This window comes from Ilumatobacter fluminis (assembly GCF_004364865.1).
GTDB lineage: Bacteria > Actinomycetota > Acidimicrobiia > Acidimicrobiales > Ilumatobacteraceae > Ilumatobacter > Ilumatobacter fluminis.
Map to the genome: position 1 here is coordinate 4,639,954 of NZ_SOAU01000001.1, position 23,317 is coordinate 4,663,270.

Annotated in this window: 22 protein-coding genes and 1 pseudogene; 11 read left to right on the forward strand and 12 right to left on the reverse strand. The window is 69.1% G+C overall.

Annotation, left to right across the window (positions count from 1 at the left end; genetic code table 11):
• Positions 1 to 201 precede the first annotated feature (201 nt).
• Together BDK89_RS20920 and BDK89_RS20925 are read left to right on the forward strand one after the other, a co-directional pair.
• Positions 202 to 840 (forward strand): GTP-binding protein, encoded by a 639-nt coding sequence (locus BDK89_RS20920; RefSeq protein WP_166657753.1) that lies wholly within the window; start codon positions 202 to 204, stop codon positions 838 to 840.
• A complete protein-coding gene (locus BDK89_RS20925) occupies positions 837 to 2,324 on the forward strand; it encodes a hypothetical protein (RefSeq protein WP_133870807.1) in 1,488 nt (495 codons plus the stop codon). Before BDK89_RS20920 ends, BDK89_RS20925 begins: the two co-directional genes overlap by 4 nt.
• A 66-nt stretch (positions 2,325 to 2,390) precedes the next feature.
• On the opposite strand, the gene dnaB is transcribed toward BDK89_RS20925, so the two are convergent.
• From dnaB to rpsF, 6 genes and pseudogenes are all read right to left on the reverse strand, one after another.
• The gene (gene dnaB / locus BDK89_RS20930; RefSeq protein ID WP_133870808.1) at positions 2,391 to 3,800 is read right to left on the reverse strand and encodes a replicative DNA helicase; all 1,410 of its coding nucleotides are present in this window, start codon (positions 3,798 to 3,800) and stop codon (positions 2,391 to 2,393) included.
• A 145-nt stretch (positions 3,801 to 3,945) separates the two neighbouring features.
• Positions 3,946 to 4,452: a hypothetical protein gene (locus BDK89_RS20935; RefSeq protein ID WP_133870809.1), complete on the reverse strand. Its 507-nt coding sequence runs from the start codon at positions 4,450 to 4,452 to the stop codon at positions 3,946 to 3,948.
• A gap of 271 nt (positions 4,453 to 4,723) precedes the next feature.
• Positions 4,724 to 5,167 (reverse strand): 50S ribosomal protein L9, encoded by a 444-nt coding sequence (rplI, locus tag BDK89_RS20940; protein WP_133870810.1) that lies wholly within the window; start codon positions 5,165 to 5,167, stop codon positions 4,724 to 4,726.
• A gap of 173 nt (positions 5,168 to 5,340) precedes the next feature.
• Positions 5,341 to 5,589: pseudogene (gene rpsR, locus BDK89_RS22750) on the reverse strand (30S ribosomal protein S18); the annotation flags it as partial.
• A 92-nt stretch (positions 5,590 to 5,681) separates the two neighbouring features.
• Positions 5,682 to 6,155, reverse strand: a complete 474-nt coding sequence (gene ssb, locus BDK89_RS20950) for a single-stranded DNA-binding protein (protein ID WP_133870811.1) — start codon at positions 6,153 to 6,155, stop codon at positions 5,682 to 5,684.
• A 38-nt stretch (positions 6,156 to 6,193) separates the two neighbouring features.
• Complete coding sequence (gene rpsF, locus BDK89_RS20955) at positions 6,194 to 6,523, reverse strand: 30S ribosomal protein S6 (RefSeq protein WP_133870812.1); 330 nt, start codon at positions 6,521 to 6,523, stop codon at positions 6,194 to 6,196.
• 302 nt (positions 6,524 to 6,825) lie between these two features.
• Between rpsF and BDK89_RS20960 the strand changes: the two genes are divergently transcribed.
• The 3 genes from BDK89_RS20960 (at position 6,826) to BDK89_RS20970 (ending at position 10,898) form a co-directional block, all read left to right on the forward strand.
• The gene (locus tag BDK89_RS20960) at positions 6,826 to 8,562 is read left to right on the forward strand and encodes an ABC transporter ATP-binding protein (RefSeq protein WP_133870813.1); all 1,737 of its coding nucleotides are present in this window, start codon (positions 6,826 to 6,828) and stop codon (positions 8,560 to 8,562) included.
• An 11-nt stretch (positions 8,563 to 8,573) separates the two neighbouring features.
• On the forward strand, positions 8,574 to 10,376 hold the full coding sequence (locus BDK89_RS20965; RefSeq protein ID WP_133870814.1) for an ABC transporter ATP-binding protein: 1,803 nt from the start codon (positions 8,574 to 8,576) through the stop codon (positions 10,374 to 10,376).
• 177 nt (positions 10,377 to 10,553) lie between these two features.
• Positions 10,554 to 10,898 carry a 4Fe-4S dicluster domain-containing protein gene (locus BDK89_RS20970; protein ID WP_133870815.1) on the forward strand — a complete coding sequence of 115 codons (345 nt, stop codon included), beginning with the start codon at positions 10,554 to 10,556 and terminating at the stop codon, positions 10,896 to 10,898.
• A gap of 10 nt (positions 10,899 to 10,908) precedes the next feature.
• Here BDK89_RS20970 and BDK89_RS20975 read toward each other — a convergent pair whose 3' ends face one another.
• Positions 10,909 to 11,568: a DUF192 domain-containing protein gene (locus tag BDK89_RS20975; protein ID WP_133870816.1), complete on the reverse strand. Its 660-nt coding sequence runs from the start codon at positions 11,566 to 11,568 to the stop codon at positions 10,909 to 10,911.
• Between the two features lie 65 nt (positions 11,569 to 11,633).
• Between BDK89_RS20975 and BDK89_RS20980 the strand changes: the two genes are divergently transcribed.
• A complete protein-coding gene (locus tag BDK89_RS20980; protein ID WP_133870817.1) occupies positions 11,634 to 11,813 on the forward strand; it encodes a hypothetical protein in 180 nt (59 codons plus the stop codon).
• A 27-nt stretch (positions 11,814 to 11,840) separates the two neighbouring features.
• On the opposite strand, the gene BDK89_RS20985 is transcribed toward BDK89_RS20980, so the two are convergent.
• The 3 genes from BDK89_RS20985 to BDK89_RS20995 form a co-directional block, all read right to left on the reverse strand.
• Positions 11,841 to 12,827 carry an acrylyl-CoA reductase family protein gene (locus BDK89_RS20985; RefSeq protein ID WP_133870818.1) on the reverse strand — a complete coding sequence of 329 codons (987 nt, stop codon included), beginning with the start codon at positions 12,825 to 12,827 and terminating at the stop codon, positions 11,841 to 11,843.
• A 31-nt stretch (positions 12,828 to 12,858) separates the two neighbouring features.
• Positions 12,859 to 14,019: a pre-mycofactocin synthase MftD gene (gene mftD / locus BDK89_RS20990; RefSeq protein WP_133870819.1), complete on the reverse strand. Its 1,161-nt coding sequence runs from the start codon at positions 14,017 to 14,019 to the stop codon at positions 12,859 to 12,861.
• 103 nt (positions 14,020 to 14,122) lie between these two features.
• Positions 14,123 to 14,521, reverse strand: a complete 399-nt coding sequence (locus BDK89_RS20995; RefSeq protein WP_133870820.1) for a DUF5318 family protein — start codon at positions 14,519 to 14,521, stop codon at positions 14,123 to 14,125.
• 107 nt (positions 14,522 to 14,628) lie between these two features.
• On the opposite strand from BDK89_RS20995, the gene BDK89_RS21000 reads away from it, so the two are divergent.
• The 4 genes from BDK89_RS21000 to BDK89_RS21015 all read left to right on the forward strand — a co-directional run bounded on the left by BDK89_RS21000 (position 14,629) and on the right by BDK89_RS21015 (position 18,651).
• Positions 14,629 to 15,888: a hypothetical protein gene (locus tag BDK89_RS21000; RefSeq protein ID WP_133870821.1), complete on the forward strand. Its 1,260-nt coding sequence runs from the start codon at positions 14,629 to 14,631 to the stop codon at positions 15,886 to 15,888.
• Positions 15,885 to 16,475: a hypothetical protein gene (locus tag BDK89_RS21005; protein ID WP_133870822.1), complete on the forward strand. Its 591-nt coding sequence runs from the start codon at positions 15,885 to 15,887 to the stop codon at positions 16,473 to 16,475. The genes BDK89_RS21000 and BDK89_RS21005 overlap by 4 nt, the downstream gene beginning before the upstream one ends.
• Before the next feature lie 61 nt (positions 16,476 to 16,536).
• Positions 16,537 to 17,130: a class I SAM-dependent methyltransferase gene (locus tag BDK89_RS21010; protein WP_166657754.1), complete on the forward strand. Its 594-nt coding sequence runs from the start codon at positions 16,537 to 16,539 to the stop codon at positions 17,128 to 17,130.
• Positions 17,131 to 17,214: 84 nt separating this feature from the next.
• Positions 17,215 to 18,651, forward strand: a complete 1,437-nt coding sequence (locus BDK89_RS21015; protein WP_208294156.1) for a DUF2252 domain-containing protein — start codon at positions 17,215 to 17,217, stop codon at positions 18,649 to 18,651.
• A gap of 180 nt (positions 18,652 to 18,831) precedes the next feature.
• Here BDK89_RS21015 and BDK89_RS21020 read toward each other — a convergent pair whose 3' ends face one another.
• Positions 18,832 to 20,991 carry a putative bifunctional diguanylate cyclase/phosphodiesterase gene (locus tag BDK89_RS21020; protein WP_133870824.1) on the reverse strand — a complete coding sequence of 720 codons (2,160 nt, stop codon included), beginning with the start codon at positions 20,989 to 20,991 and terminating at the stop codon, positions 18,832 to 18,834.
• Positions 20,992 to 21,063: 72 nt separating this feature from the next.
• On the reverse strand, positions 21,064 to 22,485 hold the full coding sequence (locus tag BDK89_RS21025) for a CCA tRNA nucleotidyltransferase (RefSeq protein WP_133870825.1): 1,422 nt from the start codon (positions 22,483 to 22,485) through the stop codon (positions 21,064 to 21,066).
• 115 nt (positions 22,486 to 22,600) lie between these two features.
• Between BDK89_RS21025 and BDK89_RS21030 the strand changes: the two genes are divergently transcribed.
• Positions 22,601 to 23,317 carry a GNAT family N-acetyltransferase gene (locus BDK89_RS21030; RefSeq protein ID WP_133870826.1) on the forward strand — a complete coding sequence of 239 codons (717 nt, stop codon included), beginning with the start codon at positions 22,601 to 22,603 and terminating at the stop codon, positions 23,315 to 23,317.

The following is a 23,317-nucleotide window of genomic DNA, read 5'->3' on the forward strand; positions in this document are numbered from 1 at the left end:
GTGCCACTCGGGGTGCTCCAGCAGCGGTCGCCAGGCGGCTGTCACCACCGGTCGTGGTAATTTCTCGCCGCCGGACCGCATCCGTGGTCGCCGATAACACCGGGATTCAAGACCTCGGTGGGATCGGTCGATAGCCAGCCAGGAGAGGCGGTTCGGTGACGTGACCACGCACCGATGAACAACCGACAAGGAGGGAAACACATGTCGTCGCCCGACACCGGCGCGGACGCGCACGACGACCATGTCGTCAAGCTCCTCGTCACCGGCCCGTTCAACGCGGGCAAGACCACCCTCATCGGCTCGATCAGCCAGACCCCGGTCGTCGACACCGACGTCGCGACCACCGGCGACGAAGCCGCGACCAAGCAACGCACGACCGTGGCGATGGACTTCGGCACCTACTCGGTGACCGACGACGAAGGCCGCGTCGAGTTGCTGATGTTCGGCACGCCCGGCCAGGCCCGCTTCGCGTTCATGACCGACGTGATGAAGGGCGACGTCGACGCCGTCATCTCGGTGGTCGACGGCAGCGACGACGCCTCGCACCAGCTCGCCGGTCAGGCGATGCGATCGCTCCTCGCCGATCTGCACACCCCGCTCGTCGTCGCCGTCAACCGCTGCGACGACCCCGACGAGGCGCACCGCATCGCACGCCGACTGGGCGCCCTGTCGAACGAGGCCGTCGTGCCGTGCCAGCTGATCCACGGCGAGTCGGCGCGCGACGTCGTCGTCGCCGCACTGATCGCCGCGCTCGAACGGCTCGAGCGGCCCGACTCGTGGCGCACCCCGCTCCAGCGGGTCATCGACGCCCTGCGCCGCACCGAGGCGGTCGCCGCATGACCGAGCAACCGCACCCCGACGTGCTCGGGCTGCGGGCATCGCTGCCGGCACCCGGCTGGACGGTCCTCGACACCGCTCGCGAACAGCGCTTCACGGGCGAACTGCGCGCGCACACCGACAACGGTCTCGAGTTCCACGTGTACGTCGATCGCGGCGACGTGTACTGCGCCGAACGCTCGACCGACCCGACGCTCGGCATCCGCCTCGTCGAGGCCGGCGCGATCAACACCGCCCAACTCGAGTACGGCATGTTGCGCATCGGTGAGATCGAGCACCTCGGTCGGCTCTTCGACCGTGTGCCGTCGATCAACCGCGACGCCGTGTTCGTCCTCAACCAGTTGATGACCGAGGAGACGATGCGCTCGATGGCGGCGCGGTCGATCACCGACGTCGAGGCGACGCCGTACCGGCACCACCCGTCGGGCATGCACCGCTGGACGACGCTCGATCTGTCGCGCAGTCCGGCACCGTGGGGCGAGCTCCCCGAGCTGGCACTCCCGGCGCCGGCGCCCGACGCCCGCCCGGTGTCGGACGAGGAACCGGCGCCCGCTCCGGCGCCCGCTCCAGCTCCGACCACAGAGGCACCCGGTCCCGCTCCCACCGACTCGGCGGCCGCCCGACCGGCGCCGCCGACGCAGGAGCGACCCGACCTGCAGTCCGACCCGGCGGCCGACCTGTTCCTCGACGACGTCGTCCAGTGGGACGAGCCGTCGATGCTCGTCAGCACGACGACCAGCACGATCACCGCCGCGACCACGCACGAACGACGGGAGCTGTTCCCGGCCAGTCCGCCGCTGCGCGAGACCGATTGGGTCGACGAGCTCGGACCCGACGGCGTTGGCGATGCGCCCGCCGCAGCAGCGACACACGCGAAGCTGCCGCCCGTTGCGGTGCCACCGGTGGAGCAGTTCGAGGTGATCTGGCCCTCGGGCGAAGTCGACGACGTCACCACCTCCGGGCCGCTCGACCACGGCGATGACACGTCTTCGCCGGAGCCGACGGGTGGCGACACGACGAACGGGCCGCACGACGACGCCGGTGACGGCATCGACGACGCCGGCGAGCAGCAGACGGAGTCGACCCGGTCGTCGTCGCCCGAACCGACCGACGGCACCGACGCAACCGAGCCGGCCGAGTCGACAGGCGATCGCGACGACTCTGTCGACGAACCGGCACCGCACGACGACGCGCTCGCAGTGCGACGGGCGGTCGCCACGATCGACACCGGATCGCTCGCCGTGCGCCGCCGACTCGCGTCGCCGGGTGAGGATCTGCCGACACCGCCGGGCCGTCTCATCGTCGGCCGCGACCACCACACGGCCTGGCGGAACGGGAGCGAGCGACCGACCGGATCCGTGTTCGACGCCCAGCCGGCCGAACCGCCGACGGCGCCCGTGCACGACGCACCGGCCGACGACGACAACGAGCGGCGCGCCGGCGCCCTGCGTCGCCTGATCGGCAGCCTCCGCAAGACCGACGACTGACGCGTCCTGCGCCGATCGCGGCGGGTCGTCGAGGCCTCGGGGCCTCGGGGCCGAGCGTGAGGAGCGTTACACGCCGCCGCTGCGGGCCGCGTTGTCGAACCTCGTGTACTGGCCGAGGAAGACGAGCCGCTTGGTGCCGATCGGGCCGGCACGATGCTTCGCGACGATGACCTCGGCCGAACCCTTGTCGGGCGAGTCGGGGTGGTACACCTCGTCGCGGTACAGGAACATGACGACGTCGGCGTCCTGCTCGAGCGAACCCGACTCACGCAGGTCGGACAGCATCGGGCGCTTGTCGGCTCGGGCCTCGAGGCTTCGGCTGAGCTGGCTGGCCGCGATGATCGGAACCTCGAGTTCACGGGCGAGGATTTTCAGGTTTCGGCTGATCTCGCTGACCTCGAGCTGGCGGTTCTCGGAGTTGCCGGTGCCGCCCATCAGCTGGAGGTAGTCGATCAGGATCAGACCGAGGCCGCCGTAGCGGGCCTTGATGCGACGGGCCTTCGCGCGGATCTCCATCACGGTGACGCGCGGGTTGTCGTCGAGGAACAGGGGCACCTCGAGGCGGCCGATCGCCTTGCCGATCTTGGCCCAGTCGGACTCGGCGAGCTTGCCGGTGCGGATCTTGGTGGAGTCGACCCGCGCCTCGCTGGACAGGATTCGCTGGGTGAGTTCTTGGTGGCCCATCTCGAGCGAGAAGAACAGCACCGGCTTCACCGATTCCATCGCGACGTGCGACGCCATGCCGAGCAGGAACGCCGACTTACCCATGGCGGGGCGGGCGCCGACGATGTACAGCGCGTTCTCCTGCAACCCCGACAGCAGTTCGTCGAGATCGGCGTAGCCGCTCGGGACGCCGGTGATCGTGTCGCCGCGGTCGTAGGTGGCCTGCAGGTGGTCCATCACCTGGGGCAGCAATTCTTCGATCTGGCGGGTCGAGTCGGTGACGCGCTGCTCGGCGACGTTGAACACCTTCGACTCGGCCTCGTCGAGCGCCTTCATGACGTCGTCGGGTTCGCTGTAGCCGATCTCGGCGATGTCGCCGGCGGCGAAGATCAGCTGACGCAGCAGCGCCGTCTCCTGGACGATCTTGGCGTAGTGACCCGCCGACGAGATGGCCGGCGTGGTGTTCTGCAGTTCGTGCAGCGCGCCAGGCCCGCCGACCTCGTCGATCAGCCCGGCACGGCGCAGCTCGTCGGCGACGGTGACGGTGTCGGCCGGGGCGCCCTGGGAGTACAGCGAACGGATGGCGTCGAAGATGTGGCGGTTGGCCGGCCGGTAGAAGTCGGCCGGCATGAGGCCCATCTCGCTGACGATGCCGATCGCTTCGCGAGACAGCAGCATCGCACCGAGCACCGATTCTTCGGCGTCGATGTTGTGCGGCGGGACGCGCCCGCGCGAACTCTGGGATGGTCGTTCGTCGCGTGGTCGGAAGTCGCCGCCGCTGGTTTCGATGGGGAAGTACTCGTCACCAGCCATGGGGGGACCAGCCTGCCGGGAAACCCCTGTGTGGAGGAAGGGGACAAGGGTGTGGACTTGCTGTGAATTGCACGTGGACACCGGGGTCGCCCATGTGTACAAGTCTGACGCGGGGGTGCGCGCGAGTTGTGCGACCCCCCGACGGTCACCCGTTCTGTTCGAGACAGGTGGTGATCTCGGTGATGTCGTCGGGGTTGCCGGTCGACCGGAACACGATGTCGTCGACGCGACCGACCTCGTAGCCCCAGTCGGAGTCGGTGTAGCCCGCCTCGGCGACGTCGGCCTGCTCCGACGAACCGTAGGCCTCGACCGTGCCGCCCCATCCGGCGCCCTTGCTCCACACGACCATGTCGACGATGCCGAGGTTGGCCCGCATGTCGTCGTTCATGCCGGTGTTCGACTCGTCGGGCGCCGTGACCGTCATGCCCGCCGACTCGAGACAGGACTGCGAGGCAGCGATCAGGCCGCTGCCGCCCTCGTCGACCGTTTCCGCCGTGACCGTCGTGTCGCTCACCGCATCGTCCGCCGAGTCGGCCGACTCCTCGGCCGAGGCGGCGGGTTCGGCCGCCGGTTCGTCGTCACCCCCGCCGCACGCCGCCAACGAGGCGATCAGCGCCAGCCCGAGAGTCGAATGCCACACACGCTTGCTCATGGGTCCATCGAACACGGCCGTGGACACGGCCGACAGTGGGCTACCCACCCCACCCCACTCCGGCTACCCGGAGTACATCGATGGGGTCGGGACGCGACAGAGCCCGGCCTCATCGAGGAGGCCGGGCTCTGCAGTACGGACACGTGTCCCGAATTCCCGACTCCGAGTCGGGATCAGATCGTTCGCTCGCCAGGCAGCCGAGCCCCGAGTTGCCTTCCGGCAACGAGCGGGCGATGGCAACGCCGCGAGCGGGCGATCTGGCCCGACTCGGTCAGGCTTCGGTGATGTCGAGGGTGATGGGGAACGAGACCTCGGGATGGAGGCTCGCCTTCACCTGGTGCTGACCGAGGGTGCGGATCGGATCGTCGATGATGATCGCCTTGCGGTCGATCTCGATGCCGGTCTGCTCGGCCACGGCGGCGACGATCTCGGCGTCGTGGATCGAGCCGAACAGCTTGCCGTCGTGCGCCTTGGCGGTGAGCGTGATCACCTTCGGCACGAGCGTCGAGGCGACGGTCGTGGCGGCCTCGCGGTCGCTCGCGTCACGCAGGTCGCGTGCCTTGCGCATCTTGGCGGCCTGCTCGATCGCGCCGGCCGACGCCTTGATGCCGTGGCCCTTGGGCAGGAGGAAGTTGCGGGCGTAGCCGTCGGCCACGTCGACGATGTCGCCGCGCTTGCCGAGGCCGTCGATGTCGTTGCGGAGAATCACCTGCATGATCAGTCCTCACCCTCCTGCGTCGGGGCGTCGTCGTTGTCGTCGCCCTCGGCCTCGTTGCCCTCGACCTGGCTGTCGGAGCCCTCGTCGCGCGGGGGACGACGATCGCCGTCACGACCACCGTCGCGACGGTCGTCGCGGCGGCCGCCACGCGGCGCCGAGGCGACACGGTTGGCGTAGGGCAGCAGCGCCATCTCGCGGGCGATCTTGATCGCCTTGGCGACCTCGAGCTGCTGCTGACGGTCGTTGCCGCTGACCCGCATGTTGCGGATCTTGGCGCGGTCGCTCATGAAGCGGCTGAGCAGGTCGACGTCTTTGTAGTCGACGTACTCGACGTCTTCGATGATGAGCGGGCTGGTCTTCTTCTTGTACTTGCGGGGGTTTTCGGGCTTCCCGCGTCCCCGTTGTGCCTTCTTGGCCATGAGTTCAGGTCCTTCCTGGACGATGCAGAGATCGGTTCGTTACGAATGGGCGCCGAGCGACCGCTCGACGCCGACAGAGGAGTCGGGGCTGATCAGAAGGGTTCTTCGTCGCCGTAGACCGGATCGGGCTGACGGCCACCGCCGCCACCGCCACCGCCGGAGAAGCCACCGCCGCCGCCTTGACCGCCGCCCCCACCCTGACGGGAGGTGCGCTCGATCTGGGCCTGGGCCCAGCGGAGGCTCGGTGCGCAATCGTCGACGTCGATCTCGATCGAGGTGCGCTTGTTGCCATCGCGGTCTTCCCAGTCGCGCGACCGGACCGAGCCGGTCACCACGACGCGGGTGCCCTTGGAGATGGTCGCAGCGATGTTCTCACCGAGGTCACGCCAGGCCGAGCAGTTGAAGAACGTCGTTTCGCCGTCTTCCCACTCGCCCGTCTGGGGGTTACGCCGACGCGGGGTCCAAGCGACGCCGAACGAGCAGACGGCGGTGCCGCCGGTCGTGAAGCGCAGCTCGGGATCGCGGGTGACGTTCCCGATGATCTGGACGAAATTGTCGTTGGCCATGATGGCTCCCTTCGTGTTCGCCTGTCAGCCGGGGCTGATCAGGCCGTGACCGCCATGCCGCGGCGAGCAGCCTCGGCGTCGGGCAGTCGGATCAGCTTGTGGCGGACGACTTCGTCCGCGAGGCGGAGCTGGCGCTCGAGTTCGTCGAGGGCGCCACCGTCGGCGACACACTCGACCACGAAGTAGAAGCCGGCTTCCCTCTTGTTGATCGGGTAGGCGAATGCTCGCTTGCCCCACCAATCGGGCTTGCCGTGCAGGACTCCCCCGGCCTTGTCGATCTCGTCGGACACCATCTTGGTGAACGCCTGGGCCTTGGGTTCGTCGACGTCACCGTCGATGATGACCATCAGTTCGTAAGCACGCGTCATGCGTGATGCACTCCCTTCGGACTGCGATCGGGCCCCTCGGCCCGACCTGAGGCTCCCCCGTGCCGTGCGAGGCGTGTGGGAGCAGGGTGAATATGACCCCGCAAGCGTATCGGAGCGAACTCGCACATGTGCACGAGCCTGCCACAGGGCTGTGACAGGGTTTCCCGAACCGACACGTCGGATGAGGTCAGACCCCAACCGACGAACCCAGGACTCCCGCATCGCGAGACTCGTCGGTTGGGGTCTGACCTCATCCGACAACCGACATGCGGGTTGTCGGGGTGTGCTGGTAGAAACGCTCCGTGAGTCGCGCTCGGCGGTACGCCCGTTTCGTCCGCGAACTCGTCGGTCTCCACCCGAAACTGTTCGCGGCGGCGGTCGCCGGCGCGTTCGTCTTCGCCCTGTTCACCGTCGCGTCCAGCATGGCGATCGAGTGGGTGATCGACGAGGTCGTGCTGCCCGCCTTCGAACCGGGTGGTGTGAGCCGCAGCACCCTCGTCGCCGGCTGCGCCCTGATCATCGGCGTCGGCGTCGTCCGCGCCACCGGCGTCGTCATGCGGCGCTCGTTCGCCGGCATGACCCAGTGGCGTGTCGCCGAGACCTTGTCCGACCGGGTGAGCGAACGCTTCATCCGCCAGCCGGCCAGCTGGCACCGCCGCCAGAGCGACGGCCAGCTCGTCGCCCGAGCCGGCGTCGACGTCGAGACCTCGATCAGCGCTCTCGCGCCGATCCCGTTCGCATGCGGCACCGTCCTGCTGATCTTCGTGTCGGCGGCCTACCTGCTCGCCACCGACCTCGTGCTCGGCGCGGTCGCCGTGTCGATCTTCCCGGTCCTGATCATCCTCAACGTGATCTACCAGCACCGTGTCGACGCCCACTTCGACAACGCCCAGCAGGCACTCGGCGAGTTCTCCGGTGCCGTGCACGAGAGCTTCGAGGCGGTCCAGCTCGTCAAGGCGTACGGCGCGGGCGAACGCGAGACGCAGCGCCTGTCGACCATGGCGTCGAAGATCCGCGATGCACGCGTCCGCGCCGTCTACCTGCGCGGCACGTTCGAGGCGTTTCTCGAGTCGATCCCGTCGCTCACGAACATCGGCCTCGTCGTGCTCGGCGCCAGCCGGGTGCAGTCGGGCGACCTGACGATCGGCCAGCTGTCGGGCTTCATCTTCATGTTCACGCTGCTGGTGTTCCCGCTCCGGATCATCGGCTACGCCCTGTCGGAGCTGCCCCACGCCGACGCCGGCTACCGCCGCGTGAAAGCCGTGCTCGACGAGCCGCTCGACCCCGACCCACGTGACTCGATCGGCCACACCCACGGCGAACTCGCCGTGCAGCTCGACGGTGCGTCGTACACGTACCCCGGCGAGTCGTCACCGGTCGTCCACCCCGCCGACCTGCTCGTGCCGCGAGGCACCGTCACCGCCATCGTCGGAGCGACCGGTGCCGGCAAGAGCACGATGGTCGACCTCATCGGCGGTGTGCTGCCTGCCACGGCGGGGACGGTCTCGGTCACACCCGGACCGACCGCGATCGTGTTCCAGGAGGCCTTCCTGTTCGGCGGCACGGTCCGCGACAACGTGACGGTCGGTCTCGACGTCACCGACGACCAGGTGTGGGAGGCGCTCGGCTGGGCATGCGCCGACGGCTTCGTCCGCGACCTGCCCGACGGTCTCGACACCGCCGTGGGCGAACGCGGCGTCACCTTGTCGGGCGGCCAGCGTCAGCGCATCGCACTCGCACGCGCCCTGGTCCGGCGGCCCGCCCTGCTGCTGCTCGACGACACCACCTCAGCGCTCGACCCGGCGACCGAACTCGCCGTGCTCGACAACCTGCGCACTGCGCTCGAGCACACCTCGATCGTGATGGTCGCCTCCCGCCCCTCCACCATCGCCCTCGCCGACGACGTGTTGTTCATGGCGCAGGGCCGCATCCTCGACCACGGCAAACACGAGCGGCTCATGCACGACGTGCCCGACTACCGAGAACTCGTCGAAGCGTTCGAGACCGACCGCGCAGCACCGGCCGGAGGTGCGTCGTGACCCACCACGTGATGACCGAACCGATCGGCCGCTTCTCCGCCTCCGGCACCATCGGCCGCGGCCTCCAGGAGGCACCGATCCTGCGCCAGGGCCTCGCGCTCACCTGGCTCCTCGCCGCCGTCGGCGCCGGTGGCCGCGTCATCGTGCCGATCGTCATCCAGCAGGCGATCGACCGCGGCCTCGACGACAGCGGGTCTGGCATCAGCGTCGACATGTCGTTCGTCGCCTGGTGCGCCGTGATCGGCATCGTCGCCCAACTGATCGCGGCGGTGAGCCAACGCACCGCGATCGTCCGCCTCGGCACACGCAGCGAGCAGGCCCTCAACGACCTGCGGACGCGGCTCATCAACCACATCCACAAGATCAGCCTCGCCGACCACAACGAGGAACGTCGCGGCGCGCTCGTCGCCCGCACCACCAGCGACATCGAGACCCTCGCCGAGTTCTTCCGATGGGGAGGCCTCGCCTGGCTGATCAACGGCACCCTGATGGTGATCGTCGCGGGCGTCATGCTCGCCTACAACTGGCTGCTCGCCCTGATCGCGATCGGGTTCGCGATCCCGCTCTTCATCGTGCTGCAAGCCGTGCAGCGTCACCTGGTGAAGGCCTACGAGACGGCACGTCGTCGCGTCGGCGACATGCTCGGCTCCGTCAGCGAACTCGTCACCGGCGCCGAGACGATTCGCGAGTACGACGCCGGCGACATGCTGCTCGAACGGAACAACGAGCTGGTGAAGAAGCGATCCGACGCCCAGATCCGCGGCGGCATCATCGGTGCGTTCCTGTTCCCGCTCGGCGAGGTGTTCTCGGTCGTCACGATCGCCACCATCGTCGCGGTCGGCGTCGGCATCGGCCCAGGCGGCGGGCTCACGTCGGGTGCCCTGATCGGCTTCATCTTCCTCACGTACCGGTTCCTCGAACCGATCGCCGAGTTCACCGAGGTGCTCGACCAGACCCAGACCGCCGTGGCGGGCCTGCGCCGCGTGCTCGGCGTGCTCGACATCCCCGTCGAACCGCCACCGCCCGAACACCCACGCCCCCTGCCCGCCGGCCGCCTCGACATCGACATCGACGACGTCACCTTCGCCTACCGCAGCCGCGGCGTGCGCACCGGCTCCGACGATGTCGTGCTCGAACACATCTCGATCCACATCCCCGCCGGCCAGCAGGTGGCGATGGTCGGTGCGACCGGTTCGGGCAAGACCACGCTGGGCCGCCTCATCGCCCGCATGGCCGACCCGATCGCCGGCGACATCCGCCTCGGCGGGGTGCCGCTCAGCCAGGTGGCCGACGCCGATCTGCGCTCCCGGCTCGTCGTCGTGGCGCAGGAACCATTCCTCTTCGACGACTCGATCTACGCGAACGCCGTGTTCTCCGAGCCCGACACCAGCCGAGCACAGGTCGATCGGCTCGTCGACACGCTCGACATCCGTGACTGGATCGACTCGTTGCCCGAGGGTCTCGACACCCGGGTCGGCGAACGAGGCGACGCGCTCTCGGCCGGCGAACGTCAGCTCGTCGCGCTCTTGCGTGCCGGCGTCGCCGACCCCGACGTGCTGATCCTCGACGAGGCGACCTCGTCGGTCGACGCGCTCACCGAGGTGCGCACGTCACGCGCCCTCCAGCACCTCGCCGAAGGCCGGACCACCATCGCGATCGCACACCGCCTGTCGACGGCGGCGCGCGCCGACCGGGTGCTGGTGCTCGACCACGGCCGGCTCGTGGAAGACGGCCACCACGACGAGCTCCTCACCGCCGACGGCCCGTACCGCCGGCTGTACGACGCCTGGCTCGCCGCCACCTCCACCACCTGACCAGATGGGGTCAGGCACCTTCTGTTCAGCTCCTGAACAGAAGGGGTCAGGCACCTTCTGTTCAACTGGTGGTGATGACCGATCGGTCAGGGAACAGAAGGTGCCTGACCCCATCTGTTTCGGGGACCGGTGCCGCGGGTAGGCCCGGGTGTCAGCGACACGAGGAGGAACCTCGACATGGCAGACCCGTACGTCATCACGTCACCGTGCATCGACACCAAGGACAAGGCCTGTGTGGAGGTGTGTCCGGTGCAGTGCATCTACGAGATCCGCGACGGCAAGCTCGTCTCCGAGTTCCCCGACGGCGAGGTCGCCAACGAGCACCAGCCGCACCCCGACCTGCAGCACCTGCACGGCGACTCGATGCTCTACATCAATCCGGACGAGTGCACGGCGTGCGACGCCTGCATGCCGGTGTGTCCGGTCGACGCCATCTTCCCCGGCGACCAGGTGCCCGACGACGAAGCCGAGTTCGTCGACGTCAACCGGTTCGTCTTCGCCGAAGCGACCGCCACCGCCTGACCGGCGGTCACTATTCGCAGGCGAGGGTGGTGAGTCGGAGGCGGCTGCCCTCGGCGATGCCGAGGGCGTCGAGGCCGCCTTGCACCGTCTCGATCGCGACGAGGAACTGCGGAGCGGTCGGGTACACCGGGCACGGGTCGGCCTCGCACGGCTCCATGTCGAACGAGTCGAGGTAGCCACCTTGCTCGTCGAAGAACGCGATCGAGAGCGGCAGCGGCGTGTTCTTCATCCAGAACGTGCCGGTGTGCGGCGCGCCGTAGACGAACGCCATCCCGTCGCCGTCGCCGAGATCGGTGACGCCCATCAAGCCCTGTGCTCGCGACCGCGACGAGTCGGCCATCCACAGGCACAACTCGCACACCTCGCCGTCGGCGGTGGTCACGGTGGCCCGCACCCGGTCGAACCCCTCCGGTGTCACCGACTCGGCCGGCACCGTGGTGCTCGCCGGCTCGGTGCTCGCGAGCTCGGTGCCGGCTGGATCGGTGACTGCCGGTTCGGTGCTTGCGGTTTCGGCGTTCGCCGTGACGGTCGGCTCGGTCGCCACGAGCGGTGTCGTCGGCGCCGTGTCGACGAGGGTCGAGGCGACAGCGGTGGCATCACCCGACCCGTCGTCGGACGAGCAGCCGACCAATCCGGCCACCAGCATCAAGGTCACGAGCACGCCACGCATCGGCCATGCAGGCTAGGCCTCGTCCACATCGGACACCCGTCGCCCGAGCCCGTATCGTCGTGATCATGACGAGTGCGCTCATCTGCGAGTCGTGCGGCGCCGACGCCGACGAACTCCACCCGGTCCGACGCAAATACGTGACGATCGGATCGTGGGATCAGGAGGCGGGCGAGCGCGTCGTCGACGAGGTCGAGCGCTGGTGCTTCTCGTGCCTCACCCAGTACCCCCACGAACCGGCCGTGTAGCCGACAGCTCAGGGGGTCGATCGCGCGTCAGCGCAGCGCGACGACGCTGCGGCCCTTGGCCTTGCCGGCGAGAATGTCGGTGAGGACCGTGTCGAGATCGTCGAGGGTCACGTCGTGGCCGATCGCGTCGAGATTCGACGGCTTCAGGTCGGAGCCGATGCGGGCCCATGCCGCGCGGCGCCGCGCGATGTCCATCTCGACCGAGTCGATACCGAGCAGGTTGACGCCACGGAGGATGAACGGCAGCACGGTGGTCGGCAGGCCGGGGCCACCGGTGAGCCCGCTCGCTGCGACCGAACCGCCGTAGTGCACCTGCTTCAGCACGTTCGCCAGCGTGACACCGCCCACGCAGTCGACCGCGCCGGCCCACCGCGTCGACTCGAGCGGACGCTTCGATTCCTCCGAGAACTCGGCCCGGTCGATCACGTCGGAGGCGCCGAGGCCACGCAGGAAGTCGGCGGCGTCGGCCTTGCCGCTGCTGGCGACGACCTCGTACCCGAGGTTCGACAAGATGTCGACGGCGGTCGAGCCCACACCACCGGTGGCACCGGTGACGAGCACCGGACCGGCGTCGGGTGTGACGCCGTGATCCTGCAGGGCGATCACCGACAGGGCGGCGGTGAAGCCGCCGGTGCCGACCACCATCGAGTCGCGCAACGACAAGCCGTCGGGCAACGCCACCAGCCAGTCGGCGGGGACGCGGGCGAGTTCGGCGTAGCCGCCGTGGCGCGACACGCCGATGCCGTAACCGTGGGCGATCACCTCGGTGCCGGCCGGCATACCCGGCGCGTCCTCGAGCAACACACCGCTCAGGTCGACACCCGGGACGATCGGTGAGATGCGGGCGACCTTGCCGGTCGGGGTGGAGGCCAGGCCGTCCTTGTAGTTGACGCTCGACCAATGCACCTCGACGAGCACACCGTCATCGGGCAGATCGTCGGTGGTGAGCGTGGTCACCCCACGCTCGACCGCTTCGCCGTCGGTGACCGCCTGAAAACCCCGGAACTCCGTCATGCCGCCACCGTACCGACCACGCCTCGCCGCTTCAGCGTTCGAAGTTGTCGGGGATGAGGAGGTCGTCGGGGGACAGGTCGTCGATCGACGACCTGCCGAGGCCCAACATGGCCGAGTCGATGCCCATCCGGAGGATGTCGAGCACGTTCTCGACGCCGGCCTGACCGTTGGCGGCGAGGCCCCACAGGTAGGCACGGCCGATCATCGTCGCCTTGGCGCCGAGCGCCAGTGCCTTCACGACGTCGCTGCCGCGGCGGATGCCGCCGTCCATCACGACGTCGACCTGGTCTCCGACCGCCGCGGCGATGCCGGGCAGCACCCGCATCGGCGACGGTGTGCCGTCGAGGTTGTTGCCGCCGTGGTTCGACACCGAGATGGCGGTCGCGCCGGCGTCGACCGCCCGCTTGGCCTCGTCGACGCGCATGATGCCCTTGACCATGAACTCGCCGCCCCACTGCTCGCGCAGCCAGGCGATGTCGTCCCACGTGGGCGGCGGCGTGCCCATCCAGGTGCCGTACGCCTCGAAGAACCCGGGCACGCGCTCACCGGGCTGGACGAAGTTCGGCACACCGAGACCGGGCAGCGCGCCCGTGCGCACCCACTCCCACAGCCACAGCGGCTTCACGGCCACTTCGGGTGCGTGCTTGGCCATCGTGCGCAGGCTCATGTCCTGCGGGATGTCGGGGCTGCCCCAGTCGCGGCTGTGCACGAACGACCAGTCGAGGGTGACGATCAGGCCGACCGCGCCGTTTGCCTTGGCACGGTCGAGCCGAGCCGCCATCGAGTCGCGATCGCCCGCCCAGTAGATCTGGAAGAACGTCTGCGGGTTCGCGGCGATGACCTCTTCGATCGGCTTGCTGGCGAACGACGACAGTCCCATCGCGATGCCGCGGGCGGCGGCCGCACGAGCCACGGCGACCTCACCGTCGGGATGGACGGCCTGCACGCCGGTCGGCGAGATCATCACCGGCATCGACAGCGGCTGGCCCATGACCTCGGTTGCCATGGCCCGTTCGGCCGGCTGACCGGCGGTGAGCGGCTTCACGCCGAGCTCGCGGAACGCCGCCTCGTTGTCGTCGAGCGTCTGGCCGCGCTCGGTGCCGGCGACGAGCGCCTTGTAGACCGAACGGGGGAGGAGCCGCTTCGCGCGCCGCTGCGCGACTGCGACCGATTCGAACCAGCTGTTGGGCATGGGCCGAGCGTAGGGGTGCCATCGCCCGGACCGGCAATCCGGGACCGGCGATCCGGGAGGGGCGATCGGTCGACCGGGTGGACCGCGGTCGTCGACGGGCTGGTCAGACCGGGATGATGCGGAGCAGGTGGTGCCAGCGGCACTCGGGGCACGCCTCGACGACGTAGGCGGTCATCTCACCGCCGTACTTGCGCAGCATGCGACGCAGATCGCGGATCTCCTTCGCCGTCGACACGCACTTGCCCGACGCCGGGAGCCGATGACCGAACACGTAGGTGACGATCGACAGCTTCGATTCTTCGCAGATCGGGCATTCGGCCGCCGTCTCGGTGCCGACGTTCCGGGCGGCACGGATGAGCTCGGGGTGGGCGTCGCACACCTCGGTGCGCGAGATGCGCCCCAGCCGCACCTGATTGATCAGCATCCGGCGTGCCAGCCGATGGTCGACGATGCCGCGTTGGGGCTGTTCGCCTCCACGCAACGCACCGACCGAGAAGCCCATACATCGAGCATAGATGCTCCCGCCCGACCTGCCTCCGGCGCACCCACGCGCCCGCCCGTCGAGCGCCGGCGGCCGCCCTCCGCCCGCCTTGTTAAGGTGCAACGCCAATGGGCGGACGACTTCGGCGGAAGCGACTGCGCGGTGCGGCGATCCTCACCGTCGTCGCGGGACTGTTGGTGGCGGCGACACCGCGCGTCGACGCGAGCACCGACGAACCGGCGGTCGAGACGTTCCCGCTCGAGGTCGGACCGTGGCTGGCCGTCGGCTACGCGTTCGGTGCAGCCACGGCAACGCAAGACGGCATCACGATCACCTGGGACGGCAGCATCCCCGCCGACTTCGAGTTCAGCGTGTTCGACGACGACACCGCCGAGGGCACCTGGGCGCACCAGGGCGAGGCGACGATGGAGTTCTCCGGATCCGCGGGTGGGGCGACGCTGTCCGCCGTCGCCGACCTCACGTTCGCCGGTGGTGGTCCGATCGGGGGCAGCAACGAGCAACTGGTGCTCAGCGGCAACTCGTCGACGACCGGCCAGGTCCGGGTCGACGTCGCCGGCGCCGCACGGTCGATGTCGATCGACAATGCGAACACGATCAGCCCCATCGCGCTGGAGGTCGAGTCGACGACGTGCGACGAGGCCTACGGCCGTTGGGCGTACGCCGTCGAGCAGGAGTTCGACACCCTCGGATGGGACGCGACGTTCGACGGCTACTGGTTCGGCTATCGACAGTCGGCCGAGGTGACCGACGGGATCGACCAGCTCCTCGACGCCGCAACCGTCGACGGCGCCGATGTCACGAGCCGCGCCAAGATCCTCGAACTCGCCGCCAGCCTCCTGCAGGAGTACAACTCGTTCGCCGGGGCGGGCAGCTGGACCTTCGACCAGGTCGCGTCGCTCGGCGCCCGGACTGAGGCCGTCCTCACGACCTTGCGCAACCTGTCGGAGTGCGACCGACGGCTCTACGGACCCGACAACGTCGAGACCTTCATCAACGGGCTGACGTTCGTCATCCAGAACCTCATCATCTCGACCGCCGGCCAGGACGCCATGACGTCGACCCAGTTCCAGCACCTCGTCCACCTCGGGGTCCGCAACGCCGCGATCGGTCCGGGCTCGCCGAACCCCTTCTACGCCGACGCCGCCCTCAACACCCTCATCGACGGTGGGAGCCGGATCCTCGCCGCCAACGTCGACCCGGCCGACGGGCTGATCGCGATCAACGACGACACCCGCCGCGTGATGGCGATCGGGGCGGCGATGGGGTGGACGTACGAGGTCGACGGCGTCCCGTACGACGCCCGCGCCGTGTACCAGACCGACCTGGGCGAGAGCTGGGAAGGCGCCGTGCCGGGAGCGGACGAGTGACCGCCCGACGCCTCGTGGCGGCCGCCGCTGCGCTGCTGCTCGTCGCCGGCTGCGCGTCCGGCGACGACGACACGGCGACCGACGGCGACACGACCTCCGACGGCGACACGACCACCGTCGTGGACACGGCGGCGGACGACAGCCCCGACGACACGAGCGCCGTCACCACGCCGGCCGACACCGACTCGACCGCCGCGACGACCGAGCCTGCGTCGCCCGCCACCACCGCCCCGACGGCGACCACACAGCCCATCGCCACCACGGTGCCGCCCGAACCGTTCTACGGCGACTTCGAGGTCGTCATCGCACAGCACACCCCGGAATCGGGCGGCGGGCTCCGACCACGCCTGATCTGGGATGCGGTCGACGGCGCCGATCACTACGCCGTCTACCTCTACGCACCGTCCGGCGAGGCGTATTGGGCGTGGCGAGGACGCGAGACCGAGGTGTTCGTGGGCGGCGCGACCCAACTGGCCGACGGGTCACCCGGACCCAGCGTCTCCGACGGCATGAGTTGGGCGGTCGTCGCGTACGACGCCGATCTCCTTCCCGTGGCCGCCAGCCCGATGCGTTCCATCACACCCTGAGCCCGTCACCCCGCAGCGAGCGATCCCGTCCGAACCGGGCGAGATCCGGCAAACTGGTGCCGTGACCACGTCAGTGATCAGATTCGGCCGAGACATCCCGACCGACGCAGAGCTGCGCGTCTGCGGCGACATCGGCGACGGCAAGCGCGCACTCGAACTCGGCGTCAGCCGCGAACAGAACGCCTTGGCGTTCGCATCGTGCGGCGCCCGATCGATCGCCGTCGATCCCGACGAGTCGAAGATCGAGGCGTTGCGCAGCGCTGCCGCCGAGGCGGAGGTGACCGTCCAGGGCATCACGACCGAGCTCGCCGACCTCGGCGCGATCAGCAGCGCGTCGCTCGACCTCGTGGTGGCCAACCACTCGCTCCTCGACGTCGACGACCTGGGCCGCTTGCTGCGCCAGGTGCACCGGGTGATGCGATCGGGCAAGCCGTTCGTGATCGCCGTGCCGCACCCGTTCGCCCGGGTCTACACGACCGACGAGATGGGTTCGAAGGTGCATCCGTACGGCACCGTGGGTCGCACGATCGGCGACTGGTTCATCCATCTGGCGCGCTCCAACTTCCGAGTCGACCAGATCCTCGAACTGGGTGTCAGCGAGATCAGCCCGGTGCCGACCACCCTGATCCTGCGGGCGGTCAAAGAAGGCGACTGACACTCGGCACGTCCCCATCGTGGACGTGAGTTCGGGACCAACGGCCCGTCGACGGGCAGTCCGGCGACGCAGTACCGTCGAGCCGTGACCAACCAACTCCCGGCCCCGGTCACCCCCCGAACCGGACGATCCCACGAGTCGGCGGGCGACGCCGTCCGCCGATCCGCCACGACCACGGCGTCCGACCGACGCTCGTTCGGTGTCGAACGCCGACGCGACGTCCCGCTCGACGAGCACGCACGAGTCCCGACCGAACGCGGCGATCCCGTCGCGATCCTCGCCGGGCAGGACACGAACCGACTCGCCTCCCTCGTCCCGATCCGCCACGGCCGCATGAGCGCCAGCGCGTTCACGTTCTACCGCGGGGCAGCGGCCGTCATGGCCGACGATCTCTCGACGGTCCCGTCGAGCGGGCTGTGGGTCCAGCTGTGCGGCGACGCCCACCTGTCGAACTTCGGCGTGTTCAACGGGCCCGACCGCCGACTGGTGTTCGATGTCAACGACTTCGACGAGACGCTGCCCGGTCCGTTCGAGTGGGACGTCAAACGACTGGCCGCCTCGATGGTCGTCGCCGCCCGCGCCAACGAGCTCGGCGAGAGCAAGGCCCGCCGCGCCGCGCTCGCCGCCGTCGCCGGCTACCGCGACGCGATCGCGAAGCTCGCCGTCGTCGACCCGCTCGAGCTCTACTACTTCCGCCTCGAGGTCGACGAGATCATCGCCCGGTTGCGCTCGGAGGGTCGCAAACACGCCGACAAGCTGATCGGCAAGGCTCGCAAGAAGAACAGTCTGCGTGCCGTGTCGAAGCTCACGAACGAGGTCGACGGTCGCCTCCGCTTCGTCGACGACCCGCCGCTCGTCGAACGACTGCCCGACCTCGACGACGACGAACGCGACGACATCCGATCGTTCTTCGAGCAGTACCTCGCCACGCTGCCGCTCTCGCGCCGTCGGGTCCTCGAGCGCTACCGGACCGTCGACGTCGCCCGCAAGGTCGTCGGGGTCGGCAGTGTCGGCACTCGCTGCCTGATCTTGCTGTGCACCACCGCCGACGGCGACCCGCTGGTGCTGCAGTTCAAGGAGGCGACGGCGTCGGTGCTCGAACCGGCCCTCGAACCGAGCGCGTTCGACACCGCCGGTGAACGCGTCGTACAGGGGCAGCGCCTCATGCAGGCCGCCGGCGACGTCTTCCTCGGCTGGTCGCGGTTCACCTACACGAGCACCGGCCAGACCGCCGACTTCTACTTCCGGCAACTCTGGGACGGCAAGGGATCGTGGCCGATCGAGGAACTCGGCGGCAAAGCACTCCGCATCTACGGCGACCTGTGCGGTCGGACCCTCGCGGTCGCCCACGCACGCACCGGTGACGCCGCAGCGATCACCGGGTACCTCGGCGACGACGCGACCTTCGACGAGGCGGTCGCCGACTTCTCCGAGCGCTACGCCGATCTCACCGACGACGACCACCGTCGCCACCTGGCGGCGATCGACGACGGCACGATCGACGCGGTCCGCGACATCTGACGAAACGGTGGAATCGCGCACCGGAGCGGGTCGGACGGCGGAGCCTGCGGGTGAGCGTGAGGGGGTTTGCGCTCACCCGCCGGCTCGACGCCTGACGACCAACCTACGGGCCGGATCCGACGCGCGTGTTTCGTCCCGGTGAACTCTCGCGCCGATGTGGCGAGGGTCACGCAGGCGTCGTCAGACGCCGGCGCGTTCCGACTCGATGAGCGCGGCCGGACGGGGCCGGCCGAACAGGTATCCCTGCCCCTTGTCGCACCCGAGTTCGCGCAGCCGGTTCAGCTGCAGGGGCGACTCGATGCCTTCGGCCACGACACTCAACCCGAGTGACTGTCCGAGCCGGACGACCGCCTCGACGATCGTCGAGTCCTCCTGCTCGATGCCGAGCCCGGCGACGAACGAGCGGTCGATCTTGATCGTCTCCACCGGGAACCGCTTCAGGTACGTGAGCGACGAGTAGCCGGTGCCGAAGTCGTCGACCGACAGGTGCAGGCCCAGGCTGCGCAGCTCACGCAACGCCACGCTGGCCGCTTTCACATCGGAGAGCAGCGCGGTCTCGGTGATCTCCAGCCACACCTTGTCGGCGTCGGTGCCGGTCTCGGCGAGCGCCTCCGACACGGTGTCGAAGAAGCCGGGGTCGACGAGCTGGCGGGTGCCGACGTTCACCGACAGATAGCAGTCGGCGAAGGGCAGGTCGGACGCCTGCCACGCCGCCAGCTGCGCGAGCGAGTCGCGCAGGATCCGGTTGCCGAGATCGGTCAGCAGTCCCGACTCCTCGGCCAACGGGAGGAACTCACCCGGTGGCAGCAGACCGCGGTCGGGGTGCAGCCATCGGCACAGCACCTCGTACCCCTGGATGCGACCCGACGGCAGGTCGACGATCGGCTGGAAGTACGGCACGATCTCGCCGCGCTCGATCCCGCGTCGCAGCTCGCCCGTCGTCTTGAGCGCCTTCACGCCGGTCACGTGGCTGCCGGCCTCGAACGCCTCGACGCAGTCGCGGCCACGAGCCTTGGCCCGGTACATGGCGGCGTCGGCGTCGCGCAGCATGTCGTTCGGTGACATGCCGACCTCGTAGTTGGTCGAGTACCCGATCGAGGCGGTGACGTACAGGTCGTGCTCGTCGATCGTGACCGGCGGATGTACCGCACGTCGGAGCCGCTCGGCAACGTCGACCGGCTCGCCGCGCAGCATCACGACGAACTCGTCGCCGCCGAAGCGGGCGAGCACGTCGTCGTCACGCAACGCCGACGAGAGACGCCGGGCGATCTCGCGGATCAGCTGGTCGCCGACCTCGTGCCCCAGGCTGTCGTTGACGACCTTGAACTGGTCGACGTCGACGAACAGCACCGCCACGTCGTTGATCTCGGCGGTCGCCAACCGGTCGGCGAGCTTGTGCATCATGAACGACCGGTTGGGTAGCCCCGTCAGTTCGTCGTGACGTGCCGCGTACCGGAGCTGGGCGGCGGCGCGGCGCTGCTCGGTGACGTCCTCGACATGGGTGATCGCCAGCATCTGGCCGTCGTCCTCGGTGGTCGACACCCTGGTGCGGGCCCACACGAACTCGCCGTCACGTCGGCGGTACCGCTGGTCGATCCGGAACGAGTCGACGATGCCGAGTTCGAGCCGGGCGCGATGCGGCTGCGCCGCACGCACGTCGTCGGGATGGGTGAACTCGCGCAGGGTGCAGCCGACCAACTCGTTGACGTCGTAGCGGAGCATGTCGGCGAGCGACTGGTTGGCGTCGACGATGCGCCCGTCGTCGAGCCGCACCAGGGCCATCCCGGTCGGTGCCGACTGGAACGCCTGATGGAACCGCTTGCGCGCCTGGCTCAGCTCGCGGGCCTGCTGCTCGCGTTCGGAGATGTCGCGGAACCGCACGACGAGACGCGACTCCTGATCGAACACGGTGGTCTGACGCGGCAGGTGGAACGACGCCTCGATCACGGCGCGTTCGGTCGCGCCGGTGTGGACCTGCATCTGGATCGGCTCGACGTCGTCGCCGGTGAAGGCACGCTGCAATCCGGCGAGCAGGTCGGCCTGATCATCGGTCTCGACGTAGTCGGCGAGGTGGGTGTCGACCATCGCCCGACGAGTCAGGTCGAACATCGCGAGCGCAGCGGCGTTGGTCGAGCGGACGATGCCGTCACGGTCGACGAGCATCACCGCCTCGGGCAGTTCGTCGAGCAGGCGTCGCACCTCGGCCTCGGCCGATTCGACCACGGCGAGCTGCCGGTTCATCCGAACCGTCTGACGCCGCGTGTTCCAGACGCTCGCCGAGAGCGCCAGCACCGAGACGGTGCCGATGACGACCAGGGTGGTGTCAGCGCTCAGGTTCACGTGACGAGGTTAGGGCCGCGCGCCGGGTGAGATCGGGGATAGCAGTGTGATCAGGTTCGACGACGGGCCGTGTCAGGAACGGGCGGCCCACCACTCGTCGAGGCGTCGGGTGACCTCGTCCTCACCGAGGATCCCCTCGTCGAGGCGGATGTCGAGGAGGAACTGGAGCGCCTCGCCGACCTCACGACCGGGGCCGATGCCGAGATGGTCCATCACGGCCTTGCCGTCGAGCTCGGGTCGGATCTTGGCGATCTCCTCGGCCTCGGCGAGTTCGGCGATGCGCTCCTCGAGATCGTCCATCCGCTTCGACAAGGTGCGGGCCTTGCGCTCGTTGCGGGTCGTGCAGTCGCAACGCGTCAGGACGTTCAGCTCGTGGAGCAGGTCGCCGGCGTCGCGCACGTACCGTCGCACGGCCGCATCGCTCCACCCCAGGCGGTACGTGTGGAATCGGAGATGCAGCGCGACCAGCTCGGTCACGGCGGCGACGTCGTCGTTCGAGTAGCGCAGCGCCGTCATCCGCTTCTTGGTCATCCGCGCACCGACCGCGTCGTGGTGGTGGAACGTGGTGCCCTTGCCCTCGAGATAGCCGCGGGTGCGCGGCTTGCCGATGTCGTGGAACAGTGCTGCGAGGCGAACCAGCCGGAAGTCGAACTCGGGCCGGTCGTCGGGCTGCTCGTGCGGCGGCCGGACGTTCTCGACGACCGCGATCGAGTGGGTGAGGACGTCCTTGTGACGATGGATCGGATCGTGCTCGAGGCGCATCGCCGACAGCTCCGGCAGGAACTCGTCGGCGAGACCGGTGTCGTGCAGGAACCAGAGCCCCGCCGCGGGATGGTCGACGGTGATCAGCTTGTCGAACTCGTCGCGAATGCGCTCGGCCGACACGATCTCCATCCGTGCGCGCATCGTCTCGACGGCCGCGACGAGTTCGTCGGTCGGTGTCAGTTCGAACCGGGCGATGAACCGGGCGGCGCGCAGCATGCGGAGCGGGTCGTCGCTGAAGCTGATGTCGGGGCCGAGCGGGGTACGCAGCACCCGCTGCATCAGATCGGCTGCTCCGCCGTGCGGATCGACGAGGGTGGGGGTGGCGCCGCCGGTCAGCTCGAGCGCCATCGCGTTGATCGTGAAGTCGCGTCGGGCGAGGTCGGTCTCGATGTCGTCGGAGTAGGTGACGTGGGGCTTGCGCGAGTCGTCGGCGTAGATCTCGGCCCGGAACGTCGTGATCTCGTAGGTGCGGTCGCCGAACTTGGCGCCGATCGTGCCGAACCGCTCCCCCTGTGTCCAGATCGCGTCGGCCCATCCCTCGATGCACGCCTTGATGGCATCCGGTCGGGCGTCGGTCGTCAGGTCGAGGTCGAAGTCGCTCCGCCCGGTGTCGACGAGCAGGTCGCGGACCGTTCCGCCCACCAGGTAGAGCCGATGACCCGCCTGCTCGAACCGTTCGGCGACGGGTCGGAGTTCGTCGAGAACAGGGGCGAAGCGGTCCGGGATCATGGCCCGACCAGGCTAACGAGCCGACGGCAGGCCAGGCACGAACGACCCATGATCACGAGGTGACGCAGGCGGGGCGCCCAGGAAAACGCTCGTCGAGCGGACTACCGTTTCGCGCGTGAATCAATCTGCGGTGCGGACCACCAGGCCCGTGGCACGCACATGGCGGATGCGTGCGTGGCCGAGCGACGCATCCGTCGCGCACCTGATCTTCACCGACCATCAGCACCTCCCGTCGCGCGACGAACTCGACGACGCAATCGCCCACGCGATCCGCAAGGGCGCCCGCGCGATTCGGACCTCGGCGATGTTCCCGGGCGCGGCCGACGTCGTGCTCGCCGACGGCTTCGATGTGATCGACCGCCTGGCACTGCTCGCGTTCGATCTCGACACCGAACTCCCCGAGCTGCGCGGCGAGGTGCAGCTCGGTCGGCTCCGACCGTGGCACCTCACCCCGTGCAGCCAGATCGATCGTGAGTCGTTCGGATTGCTGTGGGGCAACTCGGCGACGAGCCTGCGCGACATTCGCCACGCCACGCCCAGTTCGTCGTCGCGCGTTGCCCGATCCAATGACGGGATCATCGGATTCGCGATCTCCGGGGCCGCCGGCGACCACGGCTACCTGCAGCGACTCGCCGTCCGGCCCGATGCCCGCCGACGTGGCGCCGGACACGATCTGGTCGTCGACGCCTTGCGCTGGATGCAGCGCCGGAGCGCCGATCAGGCGCTCGTCAACACCGGCGTCACCAACGATGCCGCGCTGAGCCTGTACCGGTCGCTCGGCTTCGTCGACCTGACCGACGAACTCGTGATCGCCGAGCGTCGGCTCACCTGA

Excerpts from the sequence above, each read along its gene's own strand:
- BDK89_RS20920 (WP_166657753.1), top strand. The coding sequence starts at position 202 with ATGTCGTCGCCCGACACCGGCGCGGACGCGCACGACGACCATGTCGTC.
- BDK89_RS20925 (WP_133870807.1), top strand. The coding sequence starts at position 837 with ATGACCGAGCAACCGCACCCCGACGTGCTCGGGCTGCGGGCATCGCTG.
- dnaB (WP_133870808.1), bottom strand. The coding sequence starts at position 3,800 with ATGGCTGGTGACGAGTACTTCCCCATCGAAACCAGCGGCGGCGACTTC.
- BDK89_RS20935 (WP_133870809.1), bottom strand. The coding sequence starts at position 4,452 with ATGAGCAAGCGTGTGTGGCATTCGACTCTCGGGCTGGCGCTGATCGCC.
- rplI (WP_133870810.1), bottom strand. The coding sequence starts at position 5,167 with ATGCAGGTGATTCTCCGCAACGACATCGACGGCCTCGGCAAGCGCGGC.
- ssb (WP_133870811.1), bottom strand. The coding sequence starts at position 6,155 with ATGGCCAACGACAATTTCGTCCAGATCATCGGGAACGTCACCCGCGAT.
- rpsF (WP_133870812.1), bottom strand. The coding sequence starts at position 6,523 with ATGACGCGTGCTTACGAACTGATGGTCATCATCGACGGTGACGTCGAC.
- BDK89_RS20965 (WP_133870814.1), top strand. The coding sequence starts at position 8,574 with ATGACCGAACCGATCGGCCGCTTCTCCGCCTCCGGCACCATCGGCCGC.
- BDK89_RS20970 (WP_133870815.1), top strand. The coding sequence starts at position 10,554 with ATGGCAGACCCGTACGTCATCACGTCACCGTGCATCGACACCAAGGAC.
- BDK89_RS20975 (WP_133870816.1), bottom strand. The coding sequence starts at position 11,568 with ATGCGTGGCGTGCTCGTGACCTTGATGCTGGTGGCCGGATTGGTCGGC.
- BDK89_RS20980 (WP_133870817.1), top strand. The coding sequence starts at position 11,634 with ATGACGAGTGCGCTCATCTGCGAGTCGTGCGGCGCCGACGCCGACGAA.
- BDK89_RS20985 (WP_133870818.1), bottom strand. The coding sequence starts at position 12,827 with ATGACGGAGTTCCGGGGTTTTCAGGCGGTCACCGACGGCGAAGCGGTC.
- mftD (WP_133870819.1), bottom strand. The coding sequence starts at position 14,019 with ATGCCCAACAGCTGGTTCGAATCGGTCGCAGTCGCGCAGCGGCGCGCG.
- BDK89_RS20995 (WP_133870820.1), bottom strand. The coding sequence starts at position 14,521 with ATGGGCTTCTCGGTCGGTGCGTTGCGTGGAGGCGAACAGCCCCAACGC.
- BDK89_RS21000 (WP_133870821.1), top strand. The coding sequence starts at position 14,629 with ATGGGCGGACGACTTCGGCGGAAGCGACTGCGCGGTGCGGCGATCCTC.
- BDK89_RS21025 (WP_133870825.1), bottom strand. The coding sequence starts at position 22,485 with ATGATCCCGGACCGCTTCGCCCCTGTTCTCGACGAACTCCGACCCGTC.